We start from the raw sequence: 23,741 nt of genomic DNA, 5'->3' as shown, positions 1-23,741 counted from the left end.
TTCTAAAATTCCAATAAAACCGGACAGAAGCTTTCCTAGAATAACGTTTAAAAAAAGAAAAAACAGACTGCACCAGACATATAAATAGCTTAAGTTAATAGCATTGGGTGAGACACCAACCGATAGATGTAAAGCGATTCTCCGAGGTTGGAAAAATCATTTCAAAAGAGAATGGGGCATTAAACTGTTAGTCTTTTTTAAACCCTCTTATTTGTAAGCGCTATTGAATGGTCAAATTAATTTTTGAAGATTAACATTGATTTTTATAAAAAAATCCTACCTTCATAGTGCCCAATCAGTTGAAGCAATTCAGCTAAAAATTTCTTAAACAAAATAATGCTCAGGCAACCCGGTGTAAGTCTGGTAACTATCGATTTTTCGACTGGTTGGGCGTGACCTGAGCGCATATTTAACTTTTTTTCAAATGCCCAACCAGAAAAAACAATTTGAATCAGCGGAATTGGAGTTTCGCTTTCAAAGCCTCAACGAAGTTATTTTCTCTACTGAAAACGCTTTAATTGCCACACTTGTCCATCAGCTTCATGGGAAAACATTAAGTAACACAGCTGCTTTCTATGCACTTTTTGTAAACCTTCAAAATGAGGTGTTTTGTTGGTATAACCTGCGAAACATCAGTGATACTGATCGCGTAACTCAACAGGTTGTAGGCCTGGCTATTGCTTGTAACGCGGCTGGCGTTATTTTGGTGCAAAGCCATTTAGAAAAGACAACGTTTAATACCTTCGATCGTTTACTAGTACTCAGTATTTTCGAAACACTTGAACTAAGAGGTTTGGACTTCTTAGACTATTTAATTTGTGATAACAATACTTTCAGTAGTTTTAAGAAAACACAGTTTGTAAACTAAGCATTTGCAAGAAGGTGAACAGCACATTAAACTGTTCGCCTTTTTCGAACCCTTAAAAGTGTTGCTAAAGAATGCCCCGCTTTTGCCAATTTCTTTGTAATTTCAAAACATGATTATGATGAAAAAAACAATACTCTTATCAGGTTGTGCACTTCTTTTACTGGCATCTTGCAAGCAGGCCAGCGAAAAAGACAGCACTTCACCCGATTCACTTTCCGTAAAAGCAATTAACGATTCCAGTCTGAGCCAATATCTTTCTGTTATTGCAGCAGATAGTTTAGCGGGCAGAAAGCCTTTCACCAATGGTGAAACCAAAACGATAAACTACTTAAAAAATGAATTCGAAAAATTAGGTCTTGAACCTGGAAATGGCGACAGTTATTTTCAGGAAGTACCCATGGTGGAAATTAAATCGGTGCCGGAAGATAAAATGGTTATTAAAGGCAAGTCTGGTTCGTTAGATCTCACTTATCTAACTGATTTCGTAGCCGGATCGCGAAGGTTACAAGATCAGGTAAACATTACAAATTCTCCGTTGGTTTTTGCTGGCTTTGGCATTGTGGCACCAGAATACGGTTGGAATGATTATAAAGATTTAGATGTAAAAGGCAAAACAGTAGTGGTGATGATTAACGATCCGGGTTTTGCAGATTCTACCTTATTTAAAGGAAAAAACATGACCTATTACGGTAGGTGGACTTATAAGTTTGAAGAGGCATCTCGACAAGGTGCTGCAGGTATTTTGATTATTCATGATACCGAACCTGCGGCCTACCCCTGGAGTGTGGTGAGAAGTGGCTGGTCTAAATCGAAACTCAATCTTCAATCTGAAGATAACGGAATGAATAGAACTGTGGTTGAGGGGTGGATCAGCCTGGATAAAGCAAAAGCGCTTTTTAAACTAGCAGGACAAAGTGACGGCTTGATGGAAACGGCTAAAAAGAAAGGTTTTAAAGCTGTTGATTTAGGTTTAACTACATCATTAACCATAAAAAATAAGATTAAAAAATCTTTATCATACAACGTGCTGGCAAAAGTTCCTGGCGATAAGCATAAAGATGAAGCCATTATTTATTCTGCCCATTGGGATCATTTAGGTATTGGCGAAAAGGTAAAGGGAGATTCTATTTATAATGGTGCGGTAGATAATGCTACTGGAGTGGCCTCTTTACTCGAACTGGCAACAGCCTTTAAAAAACTGCCTAAACAACCCAACCGTACCATTTTATTTATTTCTTACACCGCAGAAGAGCAAGGTTTGCTGGGATCTGAATATTATGCCAAACATCCGGTTTTTCCATTGGCTAAAACGGTGGCTAACATTAATATGGATATGATGGGGATTGCCGGTAAAACAAAAGATATAGTAGTTTATGGCTTTGGCCAATCAGAGTTGGAGGATTACGCCGCAACATCTGCTAAAAAGCAGGGGAGGGTAGTCGTTCCAGATCCTGTTCCATCTTCAGGATTGTATTACCGGTCTGATCATTTTAACCTGGCTAAGGTAGGCGTACCATCTTTATTTACAGGTTCTGGTGTTGATAATGTAAAAAACGGTAGGGCCTGGGGTTTGAAACAGGTAGCAGATTTTACCAAATTCAGGTATCATTCTCCTCAGGATAATTTCGATGCCAATACTTGGGATTTATCCGGAATTGTGGAAGATGTAAGGCTTGTTTTTGATTTAGGTTATCGGTTAAGTAACGAAACATCATTTCCAAAATGGAAAGAAGGCTCAGAATTTAAAGCCATTAGAGAAAAGAAATAAAAAAACGCGTCTCGGCTTTGCAGTCGAGACGCGTTTATAAAAAGTTAAAGTATTTTAGAGCTAAGCGCTAAAGACTAGAAGTGAAATTGTACACCCAATTTTGGAGCTAAAGTGCTGGCTTCTAAACCAAATGAGTTAATGGTAGTTTCGTTACCAGTAATCTCATTAGTAACTTTACGGTTATTGTAACCTAAACCATTAACAGAAACTTCGATACCAATTCTTTTAGTTGGAAAGAAAGCAAAGCCTGGAGCTAAATTAACGCCGATATCTGTAGTTTTAGAAATTTTTGCTCCTGTATCGCCATTGTTATCTACAAATTTATTGTTTCCAAATTCCATTGGTACAGATAACTGACCGAAGAATTTAAATTGATCTGATAGGTTAACATAGTAACGGCCAAAAGGCGCCACTTTGAAAGCTTGATTGATGTTGTTTTCACTAACTTCTTTATCAGAAGTGTAACCAACACCGGTACCAATTGCGAAGTTATCACTCACAAAATAACCAACATTCGGCACAATGCTAAAGCTAACATCAGATTTCGCTGCACCTTCTACTTTAGTAGAATTGAAACCAACACTACCACCTAACATGATTTTTCCTTTTTCAGTTTGTGCATTTGCACTGTAAACTAAACCCGCAACTGCTACTAATGATAATAATAATTTTTTCATCGTTATATTATTTATTTGTTTAAAAATATAGCCAGTTTTACTTTTATAATGTCTGACTATATTTGCTGAAAAGTCAATATCGATGCCAATAAATTATGATATCGTCATCAAAAAATCAGTTTTAGATCAACTGCTTAATTGATAACGACATATAAAATTAATATTAATTCATTATTATTTTTTTGTGACTAAAAGTCAATCGATCGATTAATTTTTTGAATAAAAAAATCTGATAATCTGATTATTTTGGCATAAATGTCAGGTTTTTTAGCTGCAATTGTGTCAGCGCTAATTGGAATATTACGCTTAATCCGGATTAAATTTTGCAGGTAGAAACGAGCTTGTTAATTTTCTCTTTAATAAGGCTCATTGTCATTTCATCATTCAGGTTTCCTGATTCATCAAATTTATTTTGCGCCTGCGCAACTAAAACTTCTGGCTGTAAAACAGGATTCATATTTAAAAAAGTAAAAACCGGAAGAAAAGCAGCCTGCATTCTCACTGTTCCCCAAAGGCCTTGTGTGGCGCCAATAACAGCGACAGGTTTATGCATTAGCGGACTATCTTTTCCACGGCTGGCCCAGTCTATGACATTTTTTAATCCACCGGGAATAGAATAGTTGTATTCTGGTGAGGCAATTATAAAGGCATCAGCTGTAGCTAATAATGCTCTGAATCTGGTAACACTCTCCGGGCGTTCAGTCACAGCTGGGAGATCATGATCTTCGTTGTAAACAGGAATATCATCATATTTTGCAATTTCGAAGTCAACATCATCAGGTAATAAACTGGCAGCAACTTTTAATAACATTTGGTTATACGAGCCTTTTCTAAGGCTTCCGCAGAGGCCGATAATCGTTTTATTCTTTTCCATGTTAAATAAACCCATGGTTTGAATAAAAGTTTTTTCAATATTGGCTATCCCGCCGAAGCATAAAATCTATAATGGTTACCTTTACCTTCTTAAATTAATTCTTTATGACTGAAAATAATACCATTTCTCCTATCGTTGAAAAAACTGTTTTTCCCATTCTTTTTGCGCTTAGTTTTTCACATTTATTAAACGATACCATCCAATCACTAATTCCGGCAATTTATCCCATTATTAAAACGAATTACCAGTTAAGTTTTTCGCAAATCGGATTAATTACGCTTACCTTTCAAATGGCCGCATCGTTATTGCAACCTTTTGTAGGTTTATATACAGATAAGAAACCACAACCTTATTCTTTGGCTATAGGGATGGCGTTTACGCTTACCGGATTAATAACTTTATCTCAATCCGCTCATTTTTACACGATGTTAATCTCCGTCGCTTTTATCGGGATCGGATCTTCCATATTTCACCCTGAAGCTTCGCGAATGGCACACGCCGCATCTGGCGGGAAAAGAGGTTTAGCGCAATCGGTTTTTCAATTGGGCGGTAACGCAGGTAGTTCATTAGGCCCATTACTGGCTGCCTGGATTATTGTGCCTTACGGACAATTTAGCGTAATCTGGTTTTCTGCAATTGCATTGCTGGCCATTGTAATCTTAACTTATGTAGGTAATTGGTACAAAGGATTTGTATTGGCGAGAAGTAAGAAAGCAGCCATCAAAACCGAGGTAAGCCAATTCTCGAGAAATAAGGTTATTTTTTCTGTCGTGATTTTGTTGCTTTTGATTTTCTCGAAATATTTCTACATGGCGAGTTTAACTAATTATTTTACATTTTACCTGATCAATAAATTTCAGGTTTCGGTTCAAACCTCACAAATTTATCTATTTGTGTTTTTGTTTTCTGTTGCTGCCGGAACTTTATTGGGTGGACCAATTGGAGATAAAATTGGAAGGAAATACGTAATCTGGGCATCTATTTTAGGTACTGCACCTTTTGCTTTGCTACTGCCTCACGCCAATTTATTTTGGATAGGTGTACTTATTGTTCCTATCGGGATGATTCTGGCTTCTGCATTTTCTGCCATCTTAGTTTATGCTCAGGAATTGATTCCCGGGAAAGTGGGCTTGGTTGCTGGCTTATTTTTTGGGTTCGCTTTCGGAATGGGTGGGATCGGATCTGCATTATTAGGAAAACTTGCCGATTCGAAGGGGATAGAATACGTTTTCAGTATTTGTGCGTTTCTTCCGTTAATTGGTTTGCTTACTGGTTTTCTGCCGAATATAGAAACTAAGAAAAGATAAGTGTAAAGTTAGTAATTAGCTTTTTTCGTTTACCGTTTGTCGTTTTTCGACATTCATTCATAGCTTGTGAGGCATTCCATCTATCGGTTGGGTGTTTCACTAACTGAAAACTTATGGCTATAAAACCAATGATTAACAAGTTATAATAAGCTGGTTGGTGCGTCACCAACCAGTAAGTTTTATTAAAAGTGATAGTTAAGTCCTATGCTTGGATTGAATGAATCGAACCCAAACTGAAATCCTTCATTTTGGTAAGCCTGAGAACTTACATTATTTCCGTCATCTTTCATCTTATAATTGTTATAAGAAACTAAAGGAAACGAAAATTCGAATGCCCAGCGCTTAGTTGGGAAGAATGCAAAGCCTGGATTAATTGCTGCCCCGTATATTGTCGTTTTGTACTTGGTACTCCGAGGGATAACTGTGATGGAACCACCATCTACCGAAACAGACTTTCCAAAAGCAAAAAATGCGTTACCTTGACCAAAAAATTTAAACTTATCGACGATATTAACGTAATACCTTACGAAAGGACCAATATTGAAAGTCTCATTGGTGCTTTCAGTATTATAGATTAGTATACTTGTAGGAGTAGACAAGTTTGATTCGTAGAAATTCTTACTTCTGATATAGCCCACGCTCAAGCCTATTGCCACATTATTACTAACAAAATGCCCAAAACGGGGAGTAATAGAAATGTTCGTTGACTTTTGTGATGTCAAATTATTAAGATTTTCTGGTGTTCGTTTATCACTGCTGTACGAGATACTCCCGCCAATCAGGTTATCACCTTTTTCTGTTTGGGCATTTACAGTAAATGCGACAGCGCATAGCACTGCAATTGTTAATAGTTGTTTTTTCATTTCATTTGTGTTTTTGTGTCCGACAAGATAAAATAAATAAAATAAAAACTACTTTATTAGTTGTTTTTATTTTACATTCAAACAACTTATGGGAAAGAGGTTATTTATTATAGTTAATTGTTTATTTATCAGCTTTTTTCATTTTTATACATTCGTTCATAGCTTGTGAGCGATTCCATTTATCACTTGATGTCTCACCAACTGAAACATATGGCTATAAAATCAATGATTAACAAGTAAATAATAAGCTGATTGGTGAGATTGCAACCATTAGGTTAAGCTTTTGATTTAATTGCCACGGAGTCGCGAAATACACAGAAACTAATCTATTCCGTGTGTTTCGTGTTTCCGTGGCAAAATTCGAGTTTAATAAATCAATCGCATCAGTAGGTTGATGAGATAAAACTTAAGCTTTGTAGGTTAAGCCGGTTGGTGCGCCACCAACCAGGGGTTAGTTGTTGAGATTGCAACCAGTAAATTTAATAGCAAATTAATGAGATTAAATTAAGCCAGTTAATTCGCCGCCAACCAATAGTTAAGCCCTCGAACCATTCCATCTATAGGTTGGTGCCACCAACAGAAAAACTTATGGCTATAAATTCAATGATTAACAAGTTATAATAAGCTGGTTGGTGCACCTCCAATCAGTTATTTAGCAACGCAAATGGCCTGCTCATGATTTATGAACAGGCCATTTATATTATTTTTGAAGATTATTAATAATGGTTTAGACTTTAAGCTTTCAACCTTAGTCTTTCAACTTTTAACCTTCAACCTTTAACTCCTATGCTTCTTCAGCCAGTACTTTAGTTACTAAATCAGCAGCTTCTTTTAAAGCGATTGCTGAGAAAACTTTAAGTCCGGATTCATCAATTAATTTTTTAGCTTCTTCTGCGTTTGTACCTTGTAAACGACAGATAATTGGCACAGGGATATTTCCGATTTCCTGATAAGCATCAATCACACCTTGAGCAACACGATCACAACGAACGATACCACCAAAAATGTTAATTAAAATTGCTTTAACGTTAGGGTCTTTTAAGATGATGTTGAAAGCCGCTTTAACCGTTTGAGCATTTGCAGTTCCACCAACATCTAAAAAGTTTGCAGGTTCACCACCAGCTAATTTAATGATATCCATAGTTGCCATTGCTAAACCAGCACCATTAACCATACAACCTACGTTACCATCAAGGTTAACAAAGTTTAGGTTAGAAGCACTTGCTTCAACTTCCATTGGATCTTCTTCCATTGTATCACGCATTGCTGCGTAATCTTTATGGCGGAATAACGCATTTTCGTCTAAATCAACTTTAGCATCAACAGCGATAATTTTATCATCACTTGTTTTTAATACCGGATTAATTTCAAACATTGCAGAATCAGTTACATCGTAAGCTTTATATAAAGCAGTTACAAATTTAACCATTTCTTTATGTGCACCACCGCTTAAACCTAATTTGAAAGCTATTTTACGAGCTTGGAAACCCTGTAGGCCAACTTTAGGATCAATTTCTTCTTTGAAAATTAAGTGTGGCGTATGTTCAGCAACTTCTTCAATATCCATACCGCCTTCAGTACTGTACATAATAATATTGCGACCTTTTGCACGATCTAACAATACTGAAATGTAGAATTCTTTGGTTTCTGAAGCACCTGGATAATAAACATCCTGAGCAACTAAGATCTTACTCACTAATTTACCTTCTGGTCCGGTTTGAGGAGTAACCAGCTGCATACCAATGATATCAGTAGCGCGTTGCTTAACTTCTTCAAGGTTTTTAGCTAATTTAACACCGCCACCTTTACCGCGACCACCAGCGTGGATTTGCGCTTTAATAACAACCCAATCAGAGTTATAATCGATCTTTAATTGCTTGGCAGCCTCAACAGCTTGCTCCGGAGTATCGGCAACAATTCCTTCTTGAACGTTAACACCGAAACTTTTTAATATTTGTTTACCCTGGTATTCGTGAATATTCATTTGCTACAAAATTTGCCCAAAGCTACAATTCTAAAGCCTTTAAACAAATAGTATTTACCGTTTTTTTATAGAAAATGAACGTTTTATGTTAATCGGATAAAAGAGTGTCACAGGATCGATGGTTATTCGATAAAAAGCTGATTTCTCTTTTTTAATTAGCTGATTATCTGTTACAATACTTTCTTCGCTAGATTCTTAATTTCATCTTTTAATTTCTGATCGAAAACTGCTTTTAACACTCCTGTTTTCAAATTGTAGGTAAAATAGTCAGCTTCCCGCTGATGATCGGATTTTTTATCGCCATTTAAATCTTTAATTAAGTCTAATAAAATGAGATCATGTTTATTGTCTAATGTCCAGCTCTTAAGCTTATAATTTTTAGGAGTTATCCTGATAAATGACTTTCCTGTTAATGTTGAAAGGTAAAGCTTACTAGCATCTTTCCTTGTCAATTTCTTATCGCCATCAGTATCAGCATCGTTAATATCATAATAAATAAACTGATCTGATAATGTTGGTTGATTGCCTGTTCCTTTTTCTGAATCGCCAATTTGGAAACTGTTGATGATCACCTTTTCTCTTGTTAGGAAATCCCTGGTACCAGAAATCACATTATAAAAAATGAAATTCCAGTGATTGCTTTTTACCTCCCTTTCATAACTATCCTCCTCCTCGCCGTTCAAACTTAGAGGATATATCAATACGTCTGTATTTTTGACAATAATGGCAGGCCCATATTGTACTTCCGGCTGACTTGTACTTGTTGTGCCAGTACTTTCTTTAGTAGTTGAAATGGTTTTTTGGTCTTCAGTACAGGCTGATGCAACGATAATCAAAAATAGGCCGAGTAACGGTATTGAAACGTTCTTTTTCATTTGGTTAATTTATTTTTTAAGATAATTTAATCTTGAAGAGCTTTCCTGGTGCAGCGTTGCACCAGGGAAAGCATATTTCTAAGACTTTAACTTCCGGCAAAAGGAGTTCCGAAGATACCAACAGCCAGTTCTGCCCAGGTTAAGAACAAAAGCAATAGAATAACAACCAGGAGTATGGTTCTCGATAAACCGGTTTTCACATACCTGATGACCAGTTCTATCGCTAAGCCTGTGCCCAATAATAACACTGCTGCTATTACAAAATCTGAAAGTGTCCAGTTTACTTCTTTGGTAAACTGCATGGCTACCAAAGGGATGCTTAAAATTAAAGCGGTGGTAATAAGAATAATCCTGATTCTTAGTTTTGAAGAGTTAAGTGTTTGTTGATTTGTCATGGTGTATTAAAATTAATGAATTTTATAACTATTTATTATGCTGTGATTTAATTGCTATTTATCCCAAAATATCTGGCCGCATTCCAATCTTGCATGTTCCAAGATAACCAGCTTTCTTTCTCGTAGCGTTCTTTAAAATAACCAATACGTTCATCAAGTTGATCATTGTAAAAACCTGCGGTTTGAGGTTTTGGAATCTCCCTTTCATTATATACTTTGGCTGGCGTGTAGTGCAGTTTTGCTCTGTTTTTATCCAATACAGGTAATGTTTTATCAGAAAGCGAGAGCAGATAATCTGCATCTAAAGAAATTTTCTCACTTTGTGACAGGTTGTATTTTGCAATGGCAACATCCCAGTTGATGATGCTGAAGGCTAACAGCAGCATAAACCAAATGCTTCCATTAATTTTGAAGAGATAAAATAGCGTTTTTTGTTTGGCCACTTTTATGTAAACGGTAGCCAGGCCGATGATGCAGAGTAATGCAAATACCAAAACGCCGATTCTCTTATGCGTGAGGCCATAAAACTCGATGTAATATCCATCTCTGATCAATACTGAAACAATGAGAATAACATTTTGAATCATCCAGGTAAAAGCAAGTACTTTAAGTGTTTTGCTTTTGCGGTAAAAATTTAAATTCTCACGGAAGAAATAGAGGATAACAGCCATCGCCATGATGATGCTGAAAATTAAGGAATTTGTGCCTTCATGTAGCGCACCCGAGAAATTTCCTGCTGGTTTATAGCCAAACCAAAGCGTAGTGATATCAATAGTGTTTAATAAGAGCAGCAGAACATTGAGTGCAATAAACATAATTACACCGATAATATATTCGGTTTTAAGCGCCATTTTTCTCGTTAACAAACTTCCGGCAAACGTTTCTATAACCAGATACCATAGTGTCTTTTGTGCTGATCCTCGTCTGATTCTTGTTAATTGTTCATTGGCTTTTAGCTCTGCATTTTCAATACTTTTGTTAAGAAACGCTAAGAATAAACCACTGGTTAGCACTAATCCGAAGCAGAAATGAACAAAGCGTTCAATATCCAGGTCTTTAAAAAAGAATTGGAGAATCCCTTCGAAGAATTTAAAAATGCTGGTTAAAACAGTCTCTACGTAGTGTGCAAAGAGGTCGTTGGCGGCAGCATACAGACAAGTAAAAAAGATTACTGCGATGACAGGAATGAAGACATATTTGATTAATCTAAAAATAGGTTTCAGGTTAAAGTTACCTATACTTATTTTACTCAGGTTATTAATGGCATTAAAGGGAGTTGTGATTATCTGAAGGATCGATGCCAGTAAGGCCGCAAATATGGTTCTGATCTGTTGGTTATGACTGATTCCGATAAACACCAACAAGCTGATGTAGTAAGTTGCTATAGATAAATCAGTATTGTTAATCACCACTAAAATGGCAGCTAAAAGATGTGCTAGGCCATAAATTTTAAATTTTGTGCTTTTAATTACATCAGGATTTAGATAAGTTACGGTTAAAAGAAAGGTGCTGTATATCAATAAATTAAGGGCCAGTCTTTCTTCCCAAAATAGGAAGCTGAACAGCAAGCCACCCACTAAGGCGGCGAGGAGTAAGAGGTTGGATTTATTTTTCATAATTGAATGATGAAGTGTTATTTTTAATTAATCACGATGGACAGGTAAAAGATGCTTAAGGGGATATTGAGCAATACACAAATGATGGTTGCAATAATTTTTTTCCAATGTGGGGTGTGAAAGAAAAGTGCTGCAATTAATGCCAGTAGAATTAAACTATTGACAACGAAAGCAAATAGGATATAACTTATGCCTATCGCTATTAATGAATCTTGTTTGCTCATCAGGAAAGCAAGCAGAAGAAATGTTCCAATGGCAGCCGAATAAATCGTGGCCTTTTTTCCGATGAATATAATCTGTGGTTCTAATGTGTCTTTCATTTTTAAAAGTGCTTTGAATTTCAAAGTGAATGGGTAAAAAAATAATTTATAGTTTCTTAATCATTTTTTCCAAAGCATCTAAATGTGCTTTGAAGGCTTGTTTTCCTAAGGGCGTAATGGCGTAAGTGGTACTGGTTTTACGACCAATAAAGCCTTTATGGACTTTAATAAATTCGGCTTGCTCGAGAGTATTCAGGTGGGATGCCAAATTGCCATCGGTAAGTTCCAACAGCTGTTTTAAATCGTTGAAGCCAATTTCTGTATTCACCACAAGCATAGACATTACGCCTAACCTGATTCTGCTGTCGAAAATTTTATTTAAATCTGCTATCGGATTCTTCATCTTACTCACCTCTCTCGTATTTAAAATACATCAGTAATCCGTAGATAATATGAAGTACACCAAAGCCGAATGCCCAGAACCACAAACCGTAACCTACATAAAACATGCAGATTAAGCCGAGTATTACCTCCAGATAACCTAAATAGCGGATATCGCTAAAGGTAAATTTACTAGCGTTAATGAGTGCCAGACCATAAAAAATTAAACAGGTAGGCGCAATAATGCTATAGGTATTTGGATGATTGACCAGCAAAGCAATGATGAATAAGCCACCGGCAATTAAAGGTGTCATTAAATTAACCAGTAAAGCTTTCGATGTTTTATCCCAAATGGGAAGATTATTTTGCTGACTTTTCCTGTACGTAAACAAAATACCTCCGGCAAGCGCCACAAATAATACGATTAAACCGAGCTTAACTAAGTTGAATTCTAAATCAATTTCGCCTTGCACGCCATAAGCATATCCTCTTTTACCAAAAAACTTTTCAATCTCTTCATGCGCAAAATAAGCACCAATCAATGCAATTCCACCAGCGAAAACGCCAGATAGGCCACTTAAAGAAATAAACCTGGTCGATCTATCCATCATTTGTCTGATGTCTTTTAGGGCATTTAGTTGTTCTTCTTTATTGCTCATTTTGAAAGTGCTTTGTTTTTCAAAGTTAAATAAGAAAATGAGAATTGCAAATTTTATTTTTCCTGTGGGTTGATTACACAGATCTAGAGATTGCACTGATTTTTGGCATTTAAATCTTTGCTCTTTCATCTTTGATCCTTAATTTTTATTCTCTATTCTCTCTGGGTCTTTAACTTAAAACTTATTACTTAAAACTTACCACTTCTAGCTATGGATTTTTGCTTGTTTTGTTTTCGACTCCCAACTCTGCACCCAAAACTTTTAACCTTCAACTTGCAACCTACAACCTATAACCTAAAACTTACAACCTATAACTTCCCACTTAAAACTTTTAACTATTTTTACGCCATGCTAAAAGCCACTGGAATAAAAAAATCGTACGGAAATCTGCAGATCCTTAAGGGGGTGAATTTTGAGGTGCAAAAGGGAGAGATAGTCAGTATTATTGGTCCATCTGGTGCCGGGAAAAGTACTTTACTGCATATTTTGGGTACGCTTGATAAACCGGATGAAGGTGATGTGGAACTGAAAGGTTCAGTGATTAGCAAGCTTTCTGGAGATTTGCTTAGCACTTTTCGTAATCAGAATATAGGCTTTGTATTTCAATTCCACCATTTGTTGCCAGAGTTTAGCGCCATTGAGAATGTTTGCATTCCTGCTTTTATCGCAAAAACGAACAAAAAACAAGCAGAAACACGGGCTTTAGAACTGTTGGATCTATTTGGACTTAAAGACAGGGCACACCACAAGCCGAACCAGTTGTCTGGTGGTGAGCAACAGCGGATCGCAATTGCTAGGGCTCTGATTAATAATCCATCTATCATATTAGCAGATGAACCCTCAGGAAACCTGGATTCGGAAAATGCCTCCGCTTTGCATCAGCTCTTTGTGAGTTTAAGGGATAATTTCCAACAAACTTTCGTTATCGTTACACACAATGAGCATTTGGCTAAAACCAGTGATCGTGTGGTTACCATGAAGGATGGTTTAATCGTATAATAGTTAATATTAAAGGGTTGTATGATTTTAAGAAATAGAAAAAGATGTTCGTTCATTCAAAATTCATTCATTCAAAATTCAATCATTTACTTAATCATTCACTCAATTTCTCACTCATTCGATCATTTATTCCTTCACTCATTCAACTCTTCACTCAATCAATAATTAAATCTTGAAAATACTTATTACAGGCGGGAACAATGCAAAAGCTTTAAAATTAATGAAGGCTTTTTCAAGCCATTTCGTTTTGCTCGCAGATTATGGTGATGTACCAAGCATAATCACCGAAAACTATGCTTTTGCATCTTTTGGGGCGTTAAATAAAGATAGTATCGCACATCTTTTGCTTAACTTTTGTATTACTGAAGCAATAGACAGCATTATTCCATTACATGATTATGAAATAGAACCATTGGCAAAATCAGCGGTGTTATTTGGCGAATATGGCATTCATGTGCTAACACCACAACCAGAATTAATTGAATCTTATCGTTCAGTAGAAAAAAATACGTTTAAGAACTTTGCCGTATTCATTCATGGTGAATGTATTTTCGCTAGCGGAGGTGAAATTTTTATCAGGCGTGAAGAAGAGTTAAGTGGTGTTTTTGGCTACAACTTACCTGATGATGAATTAAAACTTTTTACAGTTTAGCAGAATATGGAAATTTCTCAGTTATTAAAGGATAAGCAAGCGGTAATCTTCGAGTTGGATAATGTCTTATTTCCGGAGAAAGATTACCTGCTGCAAGTCTATTACCTTTTTGCTCAATTTATAGAATATACGGAGCAGAAAGAAGCGCAGGCCATTCTGGACTTTATGCGGGTAGAATTAGAGCAATCTGGTTCGGAGGGATTATTTGAAAAAACAGCCGGTCGGTTTGAAATTGATCATAAATACCAGCATAATTTCGACTTATTGCATCAGAATGCACGCTTACCGCTGAAGTTGCTGCTTTTCCAGGCCATGTTAAATTTTCTTCAGGAACTTGTTGTGAATCGGATTAAAATTTTCATTGTAACGGCTGGAAATCCGGAGCAGCAACTTAACAAAATCAAGCAAACCGAGTGGAATGGATTGGAACAATACCTCACCGTTTATTTCGCTGATGAGTTGAAACAACAAAAGGCAGAAATTTTTCAAAACATACTTACCAGTAACCATTTATCAGCTGAGGAGGCTTTGGTTATTGGCGCAAATAATTTTGATGCGCAACAATCTAAAATAGTGAATTTGCCGTATATTAGGTCACAAGAAATTTTTAACTAAACTTATGCTGAGAAAAATTAATTCGCAAAAAATTCTTTTGTGTTTTTTGGTGGTGTCCACCGCGTTAATCACATCCTGTAAAAAGAGTACACCTGCAGAAGAGTCACCTAATGCTGTTACAGAGGCAAATACTTTACAAACGCCTACAACGAATCGTGATTTCCTAACCAGAGATTCAATTTTCCTATATGCGAAGCAAACTTATTTCTGGAATGTTGGAATGCCATCGTATGATGATTTCAATCCACGTAAATACAGCAACAACGTACAGGTTTTATCGGCTTTAAAAGCATTGCCAAGCACGGGTGGTAAAGACAAATATTCTTTTATTGATGATGGTACAGTTGCCGGACAATTGAGCGGTTTAAGTGGAGATTATGGGTTTTCGGCAAATTATGATGGTGGAAATCTACTTCGCGTAAAGTATGTTTACGCAACTTCTCCAGCTGCGGTTGCAGGGCTAAAAAGGGGCGATTTAATTACGAGGGTTAACGGCCGCACCACTTTAAGAACAAGCCAGGCAGATATTGATAATTTAAACGATGGCATTTTTGGAGATAATCCTACCGTTGCTTTAACAATTGAAAAAGCAAACAAATCAACTCAGAGTTTGGTGATTACTAGAGGATCTTACAACATTAATCCAATTTTATTTACCAATACATATAATGTTGGTACTAAAAAAGTAGGATATATTGTATTTAATAGTTTTACAACTAACTCCGTTCCTTTGCTAGATGCGGCTTTCAGTAAGTTTACTACTGATGGCGTAACAGAACTGGTGGTCGATTTACGTTACAATGGCGGTGGTTCTGTTGCAACATCTGAAGCATTTACCAATTTGATTGCACCTGCCTCTCAAAATGGAAAAGTAATGTACACTACTTACTGGACTAAAACCATGCAAGATCACCAGGCAACCATACTTCAAAATCAAAAGTTTTATGATACAAATTCGAGCGGTATCAGAACATTATTTTCTATGTTCGATTACGATTATAAGCCCATTGCAGCTTCGGGTAATCTGGAGGTTTTTAAAAAGAGGGGATCACTTAATGGGTTAACGAGGGTGTATTTTCTGGTTACAAGCGGTACAGCCTCAGCCAGTGAATTGCTGATCAATAATTTGAAGCCAGTGATGGATGTGAAGTTAATCGGACGTAAAACCTATGGCAAACCAGTTGGTTTCTTTGCCCTTCGCATAGATAAAAGCGATTTATATATTCCTCAGTTTCAGACCAAAAATTCTGCAGATTTTGGCGATTATTTCGATGGGATGGCTGTAGATAAAGACCTTGCAGATGATTTAACAACTGATTTTGGCGATCCATCAGAAAGCCTGCTTGCGCAAGCCCTTAACTATTCTGCTACAGGGCGTTTCACTTCTTTTACCAAGGAAAATGCAATAAGTAGTACCAGCGGCGTTTCTAGAGTGCAGATTGATCAGGTAAACGAGAAATTAGATCACGAATTTAAAGGAATGGTAGAAACCAGAAAGCCAATTTTAAAATAAAAATTCTTAAAACCATTGACTCACAGCCGACAATAATTATTGTCGGCTTTTTTTTGATAAATATTACATTAAAAGCACTTTTAGGCTTGTTTTTTCTGCTAAAAATTAATAAGCTTGTTTAACATTATTAGTTAGAAGCAGATTATGTCAATAGAAATTATAGCGAAAGAACATATAGAATATTTAAACATTATCAATGCCAGAGAAGATCACACTACAAACCTGAAAACAAAACTTGACGAGGCTCAGCGACTCGGAAATGAATTTAAATCAAAGGCTGTGATCACATTTAATACTACTATAGGTCCGAAACGTGTGGATACCACTGTTTGGGCAGTAACAGAAAAATATATTCAACTTAAAAACAACATCCATATTCCACTTAAAAGCCTGATCGATATCGAGTTTTAGGTTACTTTTTTTAAGGAAATAAATCATCCCGCATTTATTAACCTTAACCTGAAATGAATGAGTACGCTCCACAAAATTGCTTTAACTTTTATAAAATCCATTGGTCCGGTAAATGCAAAAAACCTATTGGCTTATTGCGGAAGTGCTGAAGCTGTATTTTCAGCCAGCCGGAAACAATTGTTGCAAATCCCCGGGATAGGGGATAAAACTGTTGATGCAATTTTAAAAACGGATGCCTTAACAAGGGCAGAAGAAGAATTAAAGTTTGTAGAAAAACATGGGATAGAAGTTTTGTTTTTCTCTGATGAGAACTATCCTAAGCGATTAAAAAATTGTATTGATTCGCCGATTCTACTTTACTTCAAGGGCAAGGCTGATCTCAATCACCCACGCATCATCAGTATAGTGGGTACGCGAAATGCAACTGATTACGGAAGGAACATCTGCAAACAACTTGGTGAAGTGCTCTCAGCTTACAATGTTTTAGTGGTGAGTGGTTTAGCATACGGGATTGACGTTACTGCTCATAAAGAGTGTATCGCAAATGAGATCACAACAGTTGGTGTGCTGGGCCATGGGTTAGACAGGCTTTACCCACAGATTCATAAAACCGTTTCACAAAAAATGGTGTTAAACGGAGGCCTGCTTTCTGAGTTTCCAACGTTAACAAATCCTGATCGACAAAATTTTCCTCAAAGAAACCGGATCATTGCCGGAATTGCAGATGCAACCATTGTGGTGGAGGCATCAATCAAAGGAGGGGCATTGATTACCGCCGAAATTGCAAATTCTTATAATAAAGATGTTTACGCTTTTCCAGGGAGGACAAATGACGTTTTCTCTGAAGGATGCAACTTCCTGATTAAAACAAACCGTGCCGGGTTAATTAACCATGCCAATGATTTAATTTATTACCTGGGTTGGGATAATGAGGTGAAGGAGAAGAAAAAAAATGCACAGACCACGCTGAAACTTAACCTCACTGCAAATGAGCAGAAAGTAGTGGATCTGCTCCAGTCTGGTCAGTTCGCAATTGATGAGATTTGTGTTCACTTGAATATCCAGCAAAGCAAATTGGCTATCGTTTTGCTTACTTTAGAAATGCAGGGCATCATTGTTTCTTTGCCGGGTAAGGTTTATAAATTGTTATAGAGTTTAATAAATATCTAAGGCCTATCCAGTGGTTGGTGGCTCACCAACCACTTCATCCTTGCCTCGGCTGGCCGCCGAAGGGCTTTTCTCTTTTCCTTGATGAAAAGAGACAAAAATCAAGGCTTGGAACTGATGTCGGATTAGCTCGTTGAAATTTAAATGGCGATAGCGCAAGGGCTCAATTTGATTTGTAATAAAGATTATTTTAGGAGCCGTTCGCGCTACCTTGGGATTGAGGTATTTGAACGTTGGTGCAAAAAAATCAACGGCTTCTCCTTCCTTCATTTCCTATGCCGGATGGCAAGGTGGAGATCGCGTGGTACAGATTACAAGGTGCGAATTTTTTGTGTAGAACCCTTGGTTGGTGGCTCACCAACCAAAAAGTTTTATCGTCTTTTATACTGATTGCATAGTGCGAAAAATATTTTTTCTACGCCCTTCCCCCTTCAGGGGAAAGGTGCCGACAGGCGGATAGGGGTCCTTGTTGCATATCGCCATAACCGAGCCATTAGCGATGAGTTGATTAGGATTATCACGATAATTTACCGTTAAAATTTGTTATCATCAAAAACCATTATTGTATTTCACCCAATAATCAATCTATAATGTCTATAATATTTATAGATTATGCAATAAAATTCTATTAAATATGAATTTTCGAAATTATATTTCAAATAAAATATTAGTGATACAATACTTAATGCCTTTGCTTAGTTTTGTAACATGTGGTATAATAATATTTTAGAAACTATCGGCAACACGCCTTTGGTAAAATTAAATACAATAACGAAAAACGTTCCCGGTACAATTTTAGCCAAAATAGAAACTACCAATCCAGGCAATTCTATCAAAGATCGCATGGCGATTAAAATGATTGAGGATGCAGAGAAAAGCGGGAAGTTAAAACCAGGCGGAACCATTATTGAAGGAACATCTGGAAATACCGGAATGGGCCTGGCCATGGCTGCCATTGTTAAAGGCTATAAATGTATTTTCACCACAACGGATAAACAATCAAAAGAAAAGGTTGATGCTTTACGTGCCTTTGGTGCCGAAGTAATTGTTTGTCCTACAAACGTTGAACCAGAAGATCCTCGTTCTTATTATTCAGTTTCTTCTCGTTTGGAAAGAGAAGTGCCAAATTCATGGAAACCCAATCAGTATGATAATTTAGCCAATTCGCAGGCGCATTATGAGCAAACCGGGCCAGAGATCTGGGAGCAGACCGAAGGTAAAATTACACACCTTGTTGTTGGTGTTGGTACTGGCGGAACGATATCGGGAACAGGTAAATACCTGAAAGAAAAAAATCCAAATATTAAAATCTGGGGAATCGATACCTATGGCTCGGTTTTTAAAAAATATAAAGAAACAGGCATTTTCGATAAGGATGAAATTTATCCATACATCACCGAAGGAATTGGCGAGGATTTTTTACCAGCCAATGTAAATTTCGATGTGATTGATTTATTTGAAAAAGTTACCGATAAAGATGCCGCCTTAATGACGCGTGATATTGCCCGTAAAGAAGGAATTTTTGTTGGAAACTCAGCAGGAGCAGCTATTGGTGGGTTAATTCAGTTAAAAGATCAATTAAAGCCGGAAGATATCGTGGTGGTTATTTTTCATGACCACGGAAGCAGGTATATGGGCAAAATGTATAATGAAGATTGGTTACGTGAACGCGGATTTTTGCAAGATGAAAAACTCACCGCAAAATCAATTTTGGCTAAGAAAGAAGCAACTGAAATTGTAACCCTTGATGCTATAAAATCGGTTCTTGAAGCGATCAATACCATCAAATCAATGAATATTTCTCAAATTCCGGTTACACAACAGGGAATGATTGTTGGAAAAATTGCAGAAAGTGAGATTTTATCTGCTTTACTCGAGAATCCAGGTTTGAAATCTGCACAAATTTCAGAAATCATGACAGCAACCTTTCCATTTGTAGATTTGAATACTTCGATTGATAAGATTTCATCATTAATTAACAGAGAAAATTCTGCTGTATTGGTGGAAGATGAATCTGGTAAAATTGAAATTATTACGCAGTATGATATTATTAATGCGATATCGGGATAGGAGAGGGAAGAGAAAATAAAGAATAGGAAGTAGGAAATTGTGAATGGGGAATAGCCAATAGGGTATAGAAAATTGGGAATGGGTATAGAGAGTAGGAAAATGGAAATGTAATGTAGTCTTATTCCTTGCCATTCGTTTTAATAAAATGTTTGTGATTGGAGGTACGGAGTAATCATATATAACATTTGCTATTTTTAAACCCAAAGATTGTGATTGCTTCCTACCTCAATGAGGAGTCCACTTGAAAAATCGTTTTTCTGTACTTTTTTCAGAATCTGTAGGAATGCACTTTTCTGTTTGTGTAATTTAATATAATAGCTGCGAAATCTTTTATCCTTGCTTTTTTTCCTTACGGGAAAGGTTGCGATAAGTGCATAGCGGAAATAGCAACTCTATAGCTGCTTTTTTTCAACCTTCCATAAACGGTGAGTTGTAGCGGTCGTCTTCCTGAACTAGTTTCAGGATCTTTCCTATCAAAATGATAAACCAAATTCGGCATGAATTGATGATTATTAGATTGTTCCAAAGGCGCTTATCAACAGTCGTTATTAAAAATAGGTGAGCATGATGCAAAAGTTAGTCCCGCAGATTAAGATGATCACCGCAGATTTTACTACTCGCTTCTGCGGAAATCTTTTTAATCAGTGGGAAAATTATTTAAACAATTGCATTTACCATTTAAGGCATTAATAGAAATAAGGTGCTGAACTAAACCCAGCGTGATGATTCAGTTACTGTATCGGATCAAAAAATCCTTCATTGCCAAATAGAATCATCTGCTTAATCAATTTCCATTGAAGAAACTTACGAAATAGATTGCTCCGTCGTGCTTCCTTAATGACGAATAAACATAAAAAACGCCCAAGTAATTTCTCACTCAGGCGTTTTTTTTTGCATCAAGCTATTCTTGCTTTAAGCTTTGCGCTTTTGGCTTTAGGTTTTATTCTTTCAGCTTTAAGCTTTGCTCTTTTAGCTTTTTCTCCATTAATGACTCGGCGCATCAGCATTTACACGCTTAATTTGCGCACCTAAGGCACGTAAACGCGTATCAATATCCTGGTAACCGCGCTCAATCTGCTCAATGTTATAAATTGTTGATTTACCTTCGGCAGATAAAGCGGCAATCAATAATGAAACGCCTGCTCTGATGTCAGGAGAAGTCATGCTGATTCCACGCAATTTATATTTTTTATCAATACCATTTACTGTAGCGCGGTGTGGATCGCAAAGGATAATCTGCGCACCCATGTCGATTAATTTATCTACAAAGAACAAACGACTTTCGAACATTTTCTGGTGGATTAAAACGTTTCCTTTAGCTTGTGTGGCCACTACTAAAACGATACTTAATAAATCAGGAGTGAAACCTGGCCATGGAGAATCGGCAATGGTCAAAATAGAACCGTCAATAAACGTGTCAATTTCATAGTGCTTTTGCGATGGAACATAAATATCATCACCTCTGCGTTCCAATTTAATTCCTAATTTTTTAAATACTTCAGGAATTACACCCAACTCGTCGTAACAAACATTTTTAATGGTGATTTCAGACTCTGTCATGGCTGCCATACCAATAAAAGATCCGATTTCAATCATATCAGGCAACATTCTGTGTGATGTTCCGCCTAAAACTTTAACCCCTTCAATGGTTAATAAATTCGAACCAATGCCTGTAATTTTTGCGCCCATACGGTTCAGCATTTTACAAAGTTGCTGTAAATAAGGTTCGCAGGCGGCGTTATAAATCGTGGTTGTTCCTTTTGCTAAAACAGCAGCCATTACAATGTTTGCCGTTCCGGTTACCGATGCTTCATCCAGCAAAATATATGCACCTTGCAAGTTTGTCGCATCAACATTAAAAAATGCTTTTTTGCTGTCGTAAACGAACTTCGCACCTAACTTTTCGAAACCAATAAAGTGGGTATCCAACCTTCTGCGACCGATTTTATCTCCTCCTGGTTTAGGAATCGCTGCTCTACCAAAACGAGCTAAAAGCGGACCAACAATCATAATCGAACCACGTAATCCTCCGCCTTTGGCCTTGAAAATTTCAGACTCGAAGAAATTTAAGTCAATGTTTTTAGCCTCGAAAGTGTAGGTGTCTTTATCAATTCGCTCCACTACAACACCCAGGTCGCCCAACAATTCAATCAGTTTATTCACATCCTTAATATCTGGAATGTTGCTGATAGTTACCTTTTCTTCAGTAAGTAACACCGCTGACAAAATTTGTAAAGCTTCGTTTTTGGCGCCCTGAGGAGTAATTTCGCCTTTTAGTTTAATGCCGCCTGTAATTTCAAATGCGTTCATATCTCTTTTTTGTGATGATTATCAAGTATTTAGTGTCCGGTAATTAGTATCAAGTATCAAGTACCCAGATTGGGCGTCGATTTTAACTAATGTGTTATATCTATTCCATAGCCGCTTCAAGATCAAGCACCCAGTTTGGCTGTCGATTTTTAACCTTTTACCATCTACCTTTTTACCTTTTACCTAATATTTGGGTTTATTGTTATTATTGCTTCTTCCGCGATTGTTGTTGTTGTTGGTATTATTCTGGCGGTTTTTACCATTGTTATTATTGGTATTGTTGCTTCTGCCACGGTTATTATTGTTGTTATTCTGACGTGGATTTGGCGCCCTGAATTCAACCTTTGCTAGGTTAACCCCCTCATCGAGAGATAACAAGCCGCCTGAAAGATATTTCAAATCTTTAATAATCGTTTCATCAGAAACGTTATCCTTGTTCCAGGTTACGTAGGCCATTTTCATAAAGTTTGCAATCCCTTGCACCATCACTTTTCTACGCTCCGGATCTTGCTCTCCCATAGCTTTTTCAATCAAGCCTTCAACTGTTTTACCATAATGTTTATAAGTAATTCGCTGTTGAGGATAAGCTAAAGGCTCAGGTTTAACGTAAGCATTCTCAATTAATGGCTTTGGATACGGACTATCCACATCAATTTGATAGCCGGAAATAATATGTAAGTGATCCCAAAGTTTGTGCTTGAAATCGGCGACATCACGCAAATGTGGTTGCAGAAAGCCCATCAGGTCGATTACCGCCTGGGCATATTTATTACGTTCTTCAATAGTGGGTAACTCACAAATGTATTTCACCATATTTTGAACATTACGGCCATATTCAGATAATATCAAATGGCTTCGAGTAGTATTATAATCAAAATTCATGTACAGATAATTTAATGGATAAATCTTCCGGCGATACGAATTATGAAATAACCAGAGGAGATGAGGTTATGAATTCACCGAAATGTCTATTGCCGGACTTTCGTTTTATATAAGTCAAAGATAATCTTTTTAATAACAAATGTGATTGTTTTTTGTTTTTTTGGAAATGAACGGTCAGTAGTGCTTTTGATTTTTCAGCCCTGCTATCCCTTCAAGTCCTCACTCGTTCCTCGCTCCGGGCTTTCCGTTCTATCAGGTTTAGTGAACTAAGAATCGTCTTCCTGAACATGATTCGGTAGGTAGGGGTTGGTTTGGTGGGAATAGGTTGGAGATTCTTCGCTTCGCTCTGAATGACAGGATGCAGAAAAAAGTTCGTGAAATTAAGTGCGGTTGAAATTATGTTAGATAATTCCGTGTATTCTGTACTTCCGTGGCAATTCTAAATGTGACATCAACGAAGAATCGCCTTCCTGAACTTGATTCACTGTTGTCCGGTAAAAAACAATTGTTGGAAAAAAGGTTTGATTTCGGTCAAAATAAGTGGGTTTATGTTTTGAAACTGATATCAAAGCCCCCCAATTTCAGCTGTTGGCTC

The 23,741-nt window shown here is 36.9% G+C and carries 23 protein-coding genes; 10 read left to right on the top strand and 13 right to left on the bottom strand.

What is annotated here, in order from left to right:
* Positions 1-424 precede the first annotated feature (424 nt).
* Entirely contained in the window at positions 425-868 is a 444-nt protein-coding gene (locus tag ACN1CD_RS23440; RefSeq protein WP_419132854.1) for a JAB domain-containing protein, read from the top strand.
* Between the two features lie 115 nt (positions 869-983).
* A complete protein-coding gene (locus ACN1CD_RS23435) occupies positions 984-2,636 on the top strand; it encodes a M28 family metallopeptidase (protein WP_419132853.1) in 1,653 nt (550 codons plus the stop codon).
* Between the two features lie 74 nt (positions 2,637-2,710).
* Here the strand turns inward: ACN1CD_RS23435 and ACN1CD_RS23430 are convergent, their stop codons facing one another.
* Both ACN1CD_RS23430 and ACN1CD_RS23425 read right to left on the bottom strand, forming a co-directional pair.
* Complete coding sequence (locus ACN1CD_RS23430) at positions 2,711-3,313, bottom strand: outer membrane beta-barrel protein (RefSeq protein ID WP_419132852.1); 603 nt, start codon at positions 3,311-3,313, stop codon at positions 2,711-2,713.
* 316 nt (positions 3,314-3,629) lie between these two features.
* Positions 3,630-4,187, bottom strand: coding sequence for an NADPH-dependent FMN reductase (locus tag ACN1CD_RS23425; protein WP_419132851.1), 558 nt, complete (start codon positions 4,185-4,187; stop codon positions 3,630-3,632).
* Between the two features lie 104 nt (positions 4,188-4,291).
* Here ACN1CD_RS23425 and ACN1CD_RS23420 point away from each other — a divergent pair, with 104 nt between their 5' ends.
* A complete protein-coding gene (locus tag ACN1CD_RS23420; RefSeq protein WP_419132850.1) occupies positions 4,292-5,494 on the top strand; it encodes an MFS transporter in 1,203 nt (400 codons plus the stop codon).
* A gap of 182 nt (positions 5,495-5,676) precedes the next feature.
* Here ACN1CD_RS23420 and ACN1CD_RS23415 read toward each other — a convergent pair whose 3' ends face one another.
* The 8 genes from ACN1CD_RS23415 to ACN1CD_RS23380 form a co-directional block, all read right to left on the bottom strand.
* Complete coding sequence (locus tag ACN1CD_RS23415; protein ID WP_419132849.1) at positions 5,677-6,357, bottom strand: outer membrane beta-barrel protein; 681 nt, start codon at positions 6,355-6,357, stop codon at positions 5,677-5,679.
* A gap of 784 nt (positions 6,358-7,141) precedes the next feature.
* Positions 7,142-8,341 (bottom strand): ADP-forming succinate--CoA ligase subunit beta, encoded by a 1,200-nt coding sequence (gene sucC, locus ACN1CD_RS23410; RefSeq protein WP_419132848.1) that lies wholly within the window; start codon positions 8,339-8,341, stop codon positions 7,142-7,144.
* A 170-nt stretch (positions 8,342-8,511) separates the two neighbouring features.
* Complete coding sequence (locus ACN1CD_RS23405) at positions 8,512-9,216, bottom strand: hypothetical protein (protein ID WP_419132847.1); 705 nt, start codon at positions 9,214-9,216, stop codon at positions 8,512-8,514.
* Positions 9,217-9,302: 86 nt separating this feature from the next.
* Positions 9,303-9,611: a hypothetical protein gene (locus ACN1CD_RS23400; RefSeq protein ID WP_419132846.1), complete on the bottom strand. Its 309-nt coding sequence runs from the start codon at positions 9,609-9,611 to the stop codon at positions 9,303-9,305.
* A 47-nt stretch (positions 9,612-9,658) separates the two neighbouring features.
* Complete coding sequence (locus ACN1CD_RS23395; RefSeq protein ID WP_419132845.1) at positions 9,659-11,227, bottom strand: DUF4173 domain-containing protein; 1,569 nt, start codon at positions 11,225-11,227, stop codon at positions 9,659-9,661.
* 23 nt (positions 11,228-11,250) lie between these two features.
* Entirely contained in the window at positions 11,251-11,547 is a 297-nt protein-coding gene (locus ACN1CD_RS23390; RefSeq protein ID WP_419132844.1) for a hypothetical protein, read from the bottom strand.
* A 46-nt stretch (positions 11,548-11,593) separates the two neighbouring features.
* Positions 11,594-11,890, bottom strand: coding sequence for a winged helix-turn-helix domain-containing protein (locus ACN1CD_RS23385; protein ID WP_419132856.1), 297 nt, complete (start codon positions 11,888-11,890; stop codon positions 11,594-11,596).
* A 1-nt stretch (position 11,891) separates the two neighbouring features.
* On the bottom strand, positions 11,892-12,527 hold the full coding sequence (locus ACN1CD_RS23380) for a hypothetical protein (RefSeq protein ID WP_419132843.1): 636 nt from the start codon (positions 12,525-12,527) through the stop codon (positions 11,892-11,894).
* A gap of 348 nt (positions 12,528-12,875) precedes the next feature.
* Between ACN1CD_RS23380 and ACN1CD_RS23375 the strand changes: the two genes are divergently transcribed.
* The 6 genes from ACN1CD_RS23375 (at position 12,876) to dprA (ending at position 17,869) form a co-directional block, all read left to right on the top strand.
* On the top strand, positions 12,876-13,526 hold the full coding sequence (locus tag ACN1CD_RS23375; RefSeq protein WP_419132855.1) for an ABC transporter ATP-binding protein: 651 nt from the start codon (positions 12,876-12,878) through the stop codon (positions 13,524-13,526).
* Between the two features lie 172 nt (positions 13,527-13,698).
* Positions 13,699-14,178 carry a hypothetical protein gene (locus ACN1CD_RS23370; protein ID WP_419132842.1) on the top strand — a complete coding sequence of 160 codons (480 nt, stop codon included), beginning with the start codon at positions 13,699-13,701 and terminating at the stop codon, positions 14,176-14,178.
* Between the two features lie 6 nt (positions 14,179-14,184).
* Complete coding sequence (locus ACN1CD_RS23365; RefSeq protein WP_419132841.1) at positions 14,185-14,793, top strand: HAD family hydrolase; 609 nt, start codon at positions 14,185-14,187, stop codon at positions 14,791-14,793.
* 4 nt (positions 14,794-14,797) lie between these two features.
* Complete coding sequence (locus tag ACN1CD_RS23360) at positions 14,798-16,306, top strand: S41 family peptidase (protein ID WP_419132840.1); 1,509 nt, start codon at positions 14,798-14,800, stop codon at positions 16,304-16,306.
* 144 nt (positions 16,307-16,450) lie between these two features.
* A complete protein-coding gene (locus tag ACN1CD_RS23355) occupies positions 16,451-16,717 on the top strand; it encodes a hypothetical protein (protein WP_419132839.1) in 267 nt (88 codons plus the stop codon).
* Positions 16,718-16,774: 57 nt separating this feature from the next.
* The gene (gene dprA / locus ACN1CD_RS23350; RefSeq protein ID WP_419132838.1) at positions 16,775-17,869 is read left to right on the top strand and encodes a DNA-processing protein DprA; all 1,095 of its coding nucleotides are present in this window, start codon (positions 16,775-16,777) and stop codon (positions 17,867-17,869) included.
* Between the two features lie 21 nt (positions 17,870-17,890).
* Here the strand turns inward: dprA and ACN1CD_RS23345 are convergent, their stop codons facing one another.
* Positions 17,891-18,154 (bottom strand): hypothetical protein, encoded by a 264-nt coding sequence (locus ACN1CD_RS23345; protein WP_419132837.1) that lies wholly within the window; start codon positions 18,152-18,154, stop codon positions 17,891-17,893.
* 438 nt (positions 18,155-18,592) lie between these two features.
* On the opposite strand from ACN1CD_RS23345, the gene ACN1CD_RS23340 reads away from it, so the two are divergent.
* A complete protein-coding gene (locus ACN1CD_RS23340) occupies positions 18,593-19,954 on the top strand; it encodes a pyridoxal-phosphate dependent enzyme (RefSeq protein ID WP_419132836.1) in 1,362 nt (453 codons plus the stop codon).
* Between the two features lie 984 nt (positions 19,955-20,938).
* On the opposite strand, the gene murA is transcribed toward ACN1CD_RS23340, so the two are convergent.
* Complete coding sequence (murA, locus tag ACN1CD_RS23335) at positions 20,939-22,264, bottom strand: UDP-N-acetylglucosamine 1-carboxyvinyltransferase (protein WP_419132835.1); 1,326 nt, start codon at positions 22,262-22,264, stop codon at positions 20,939-20,941.
* Positions 22,265-22,447: 183 nt separating this feature from the next.
* Positions 22,448-23,146 carry a DUF4290 domain-containing protein gene (locus ACN1CD_RS23330; protein ID WP_419132834.1) on the bottom strand — a complete coding sequence of 233 codons (699 nt, stop codon included), beginning with the start codon at positions 23,144-23,146 and terminating at the stop codon, positions 22,448-22,450.
* Positions 23,147-23,741 lie beyond the last annotated feature (595 nt).

The sequence above is a fragment of the Pedobacter sp. N23S346 genome, from assembly GCF_048515415.1.
In the GTDB taxonomy this organism is placed as follows: Bacteria; Bacteroidota; Bacteroidia; order Sphingobacteriales; family Sphingobacteriaceae; genus Pedobacter.
The sequence above is the reverse complement of the archived record's forward strand: the minus strand, read 5'-3'. Positions and strand labels throughout refer to the sequence as shown.

What these genes read in the sequence shown, in the direction of transcription:
- ACN1CD_RS23375 (WP_419132855.1), top strand. Translation starts at nt 12,876, where the DNA reads ATGCTAAAAGCCACTGGAATAAAAAAATCGTACGGAAATCTGCAGATC.
- ACN1CD_RS23360 (WP_419132840.1), top strand. Translation starts at nt 14,798, where the DNA reads ATGCTGAGAAAAATTAATTCGCAAAAAATTCTTTTGTGTTTTTTGGTG.
- ACN1CD_RS23405 (WP_419132847.1), bottom strand. Translation starts at nt 9,216, where the DNA reads ATGAAAAAGAACGTTTCAATACCGTTACTCGGCCTATTTTTGATTATC.
- ACN1CD_RS23380 (WP_419132843.1), bottom strand. Translation starts at nt 12,527, where the DNA reads ATGAGCAATAAAGAAGAACAACTAAATGCCCTAAAAGACATCAGACAA.
- ACN1CD_RS23385 (WP_419132856.1), bottom strand. Translation starts at nt 11,890, where the DNA reads ATGAAGAATCCGATAGCAGATTTAAATAAAATTTTCGACAGCAGAATC.
- ACN1CD_RS23420 (WP_419132850.1), top strand. Translation starts at nt 4,292, where the DNA reads ATGACTGAAAATAATACCATTTCTCCTATCGTTGAAAAAACTGTTTTT.
- ACN1CD_RS23330 (WP_419132834.1), bottom strand. Translation starts at nt 23,146, where the DNA reads ATGAATTTTGATTATAATACTACTCGAAGCCATTTGATATTATCTGAA.
- ACN1CD_RS23390 (WP_419132844.1), bottom strand. Translation starts at nt 11,547, where the DNA reads ATGAAAGACACATTAGAACCACAGATTATATTCATCGGAAAAAAGGCC.
- ACN1CD_RS23435 (WP_419132853.1), top strand. Translation starts at nt 984, where the DNA reads ATGATGAAAAAAACAATACTCTTATCAGGTTGTGCACTTCTTTTACTG.
- sucC (WP_419132848.1), bottom strand. Translation starts at nt 8,341, where the DNA reads ATGAATATTCACGAATACCAGGGTAAACAAATATTAAAAAGTTTCGGT.
- ACN1CD_RS23430 (WP_419132852.1), bottom strand. Translation starts at nt 3,313, where the DNA reads ATGAAAAAATTATTATTATCATTAGTAGCAGTTGCGGGTTTAGTTTAC.
- ACN1CD_RS23425 (WP_419132851.1), bottom strand. Translation starts at nt 4,187, where the DNA reads ATGGAAAAGAATAAAACGATTATCGGCCTCTGCGGAAGCCTTAGAAAA.
- murA (WP_419132835.1), bottom strand. Translation starts at nt 22,264, where the DNA reads ATGAACGCATTTGAAATTACAGGCGGCATTAAACTAAAAGGCGAAATT.
- ACN1CD_RS23340 (WP_419132836.1), top strand. Translation starts at nt 18,593, where the DNA reads ATGTGGTATAATAATATTTTAGAAACTATCGGCAACACGCCTTTGGTA.
- ACN1CD_RS23365 (WP_419132841.1), top strand. Translation starts at nt 14,185, where the DNA reads ATGGAAATTTCTCAGTTATTAAAGGATAAGCAAGCGGTAATCTTCGAG.
- ACN1CD_RS23415 (WP_419132849.1), bottom strand. Translation starts at nt 6,357, where the DNA reads ATGAAAAAACAACTATTAACAATTGCAGTGCTATGCGCTGTCGCATTT.
- ACN1CD_RS23355 (WP_419132839.1), top strand. Translation starts at nt 16,451, where the DNA reads ATGTCAATAGAAATTATAGCGAAAGAACATATAGAATATTTAAACATT.
- ACN1CD_RS23345 (WP_419132837.1), bottom strand. Translation starts at nt 18,154, where the DNA reads ATGAAGGAAGGAGAAGCCGTTGATTTTTTTGCACCAACGTTCAAATAC.
- ACN1CD_RS23400 (WP_419132846.1), bottom strand. Translation starts at nt 9,611, where the DNA reads ATGACAAATCAACAAACACTTAACTCTTCAAAACTAAGAATCAGGATT.
- ACN1CD_RS23440 (WP_419132854.1), top strand. Translation starts at nt 425, where the DNA reads ATGCCCAACCAGAAAAAACAATTTGAATCAGCGGAATTGGAGTTTCGC.
- ACN1CD_RS23395 (WP_419132845.1), bottom strand. Translation starts at nt 11,227, where the DNA reads ATGAAAAATAAATCCAACCTCTTACTCCTCGCCGCCTTAGTGGGTGGC.
- dprA (WP_419132838.1), top strand. Translation starts at nt 16,775, where the DNA reads ATGAGTACGCTCCACAAAATTGCTTTAACTTTTATAAAATCCATTGGT.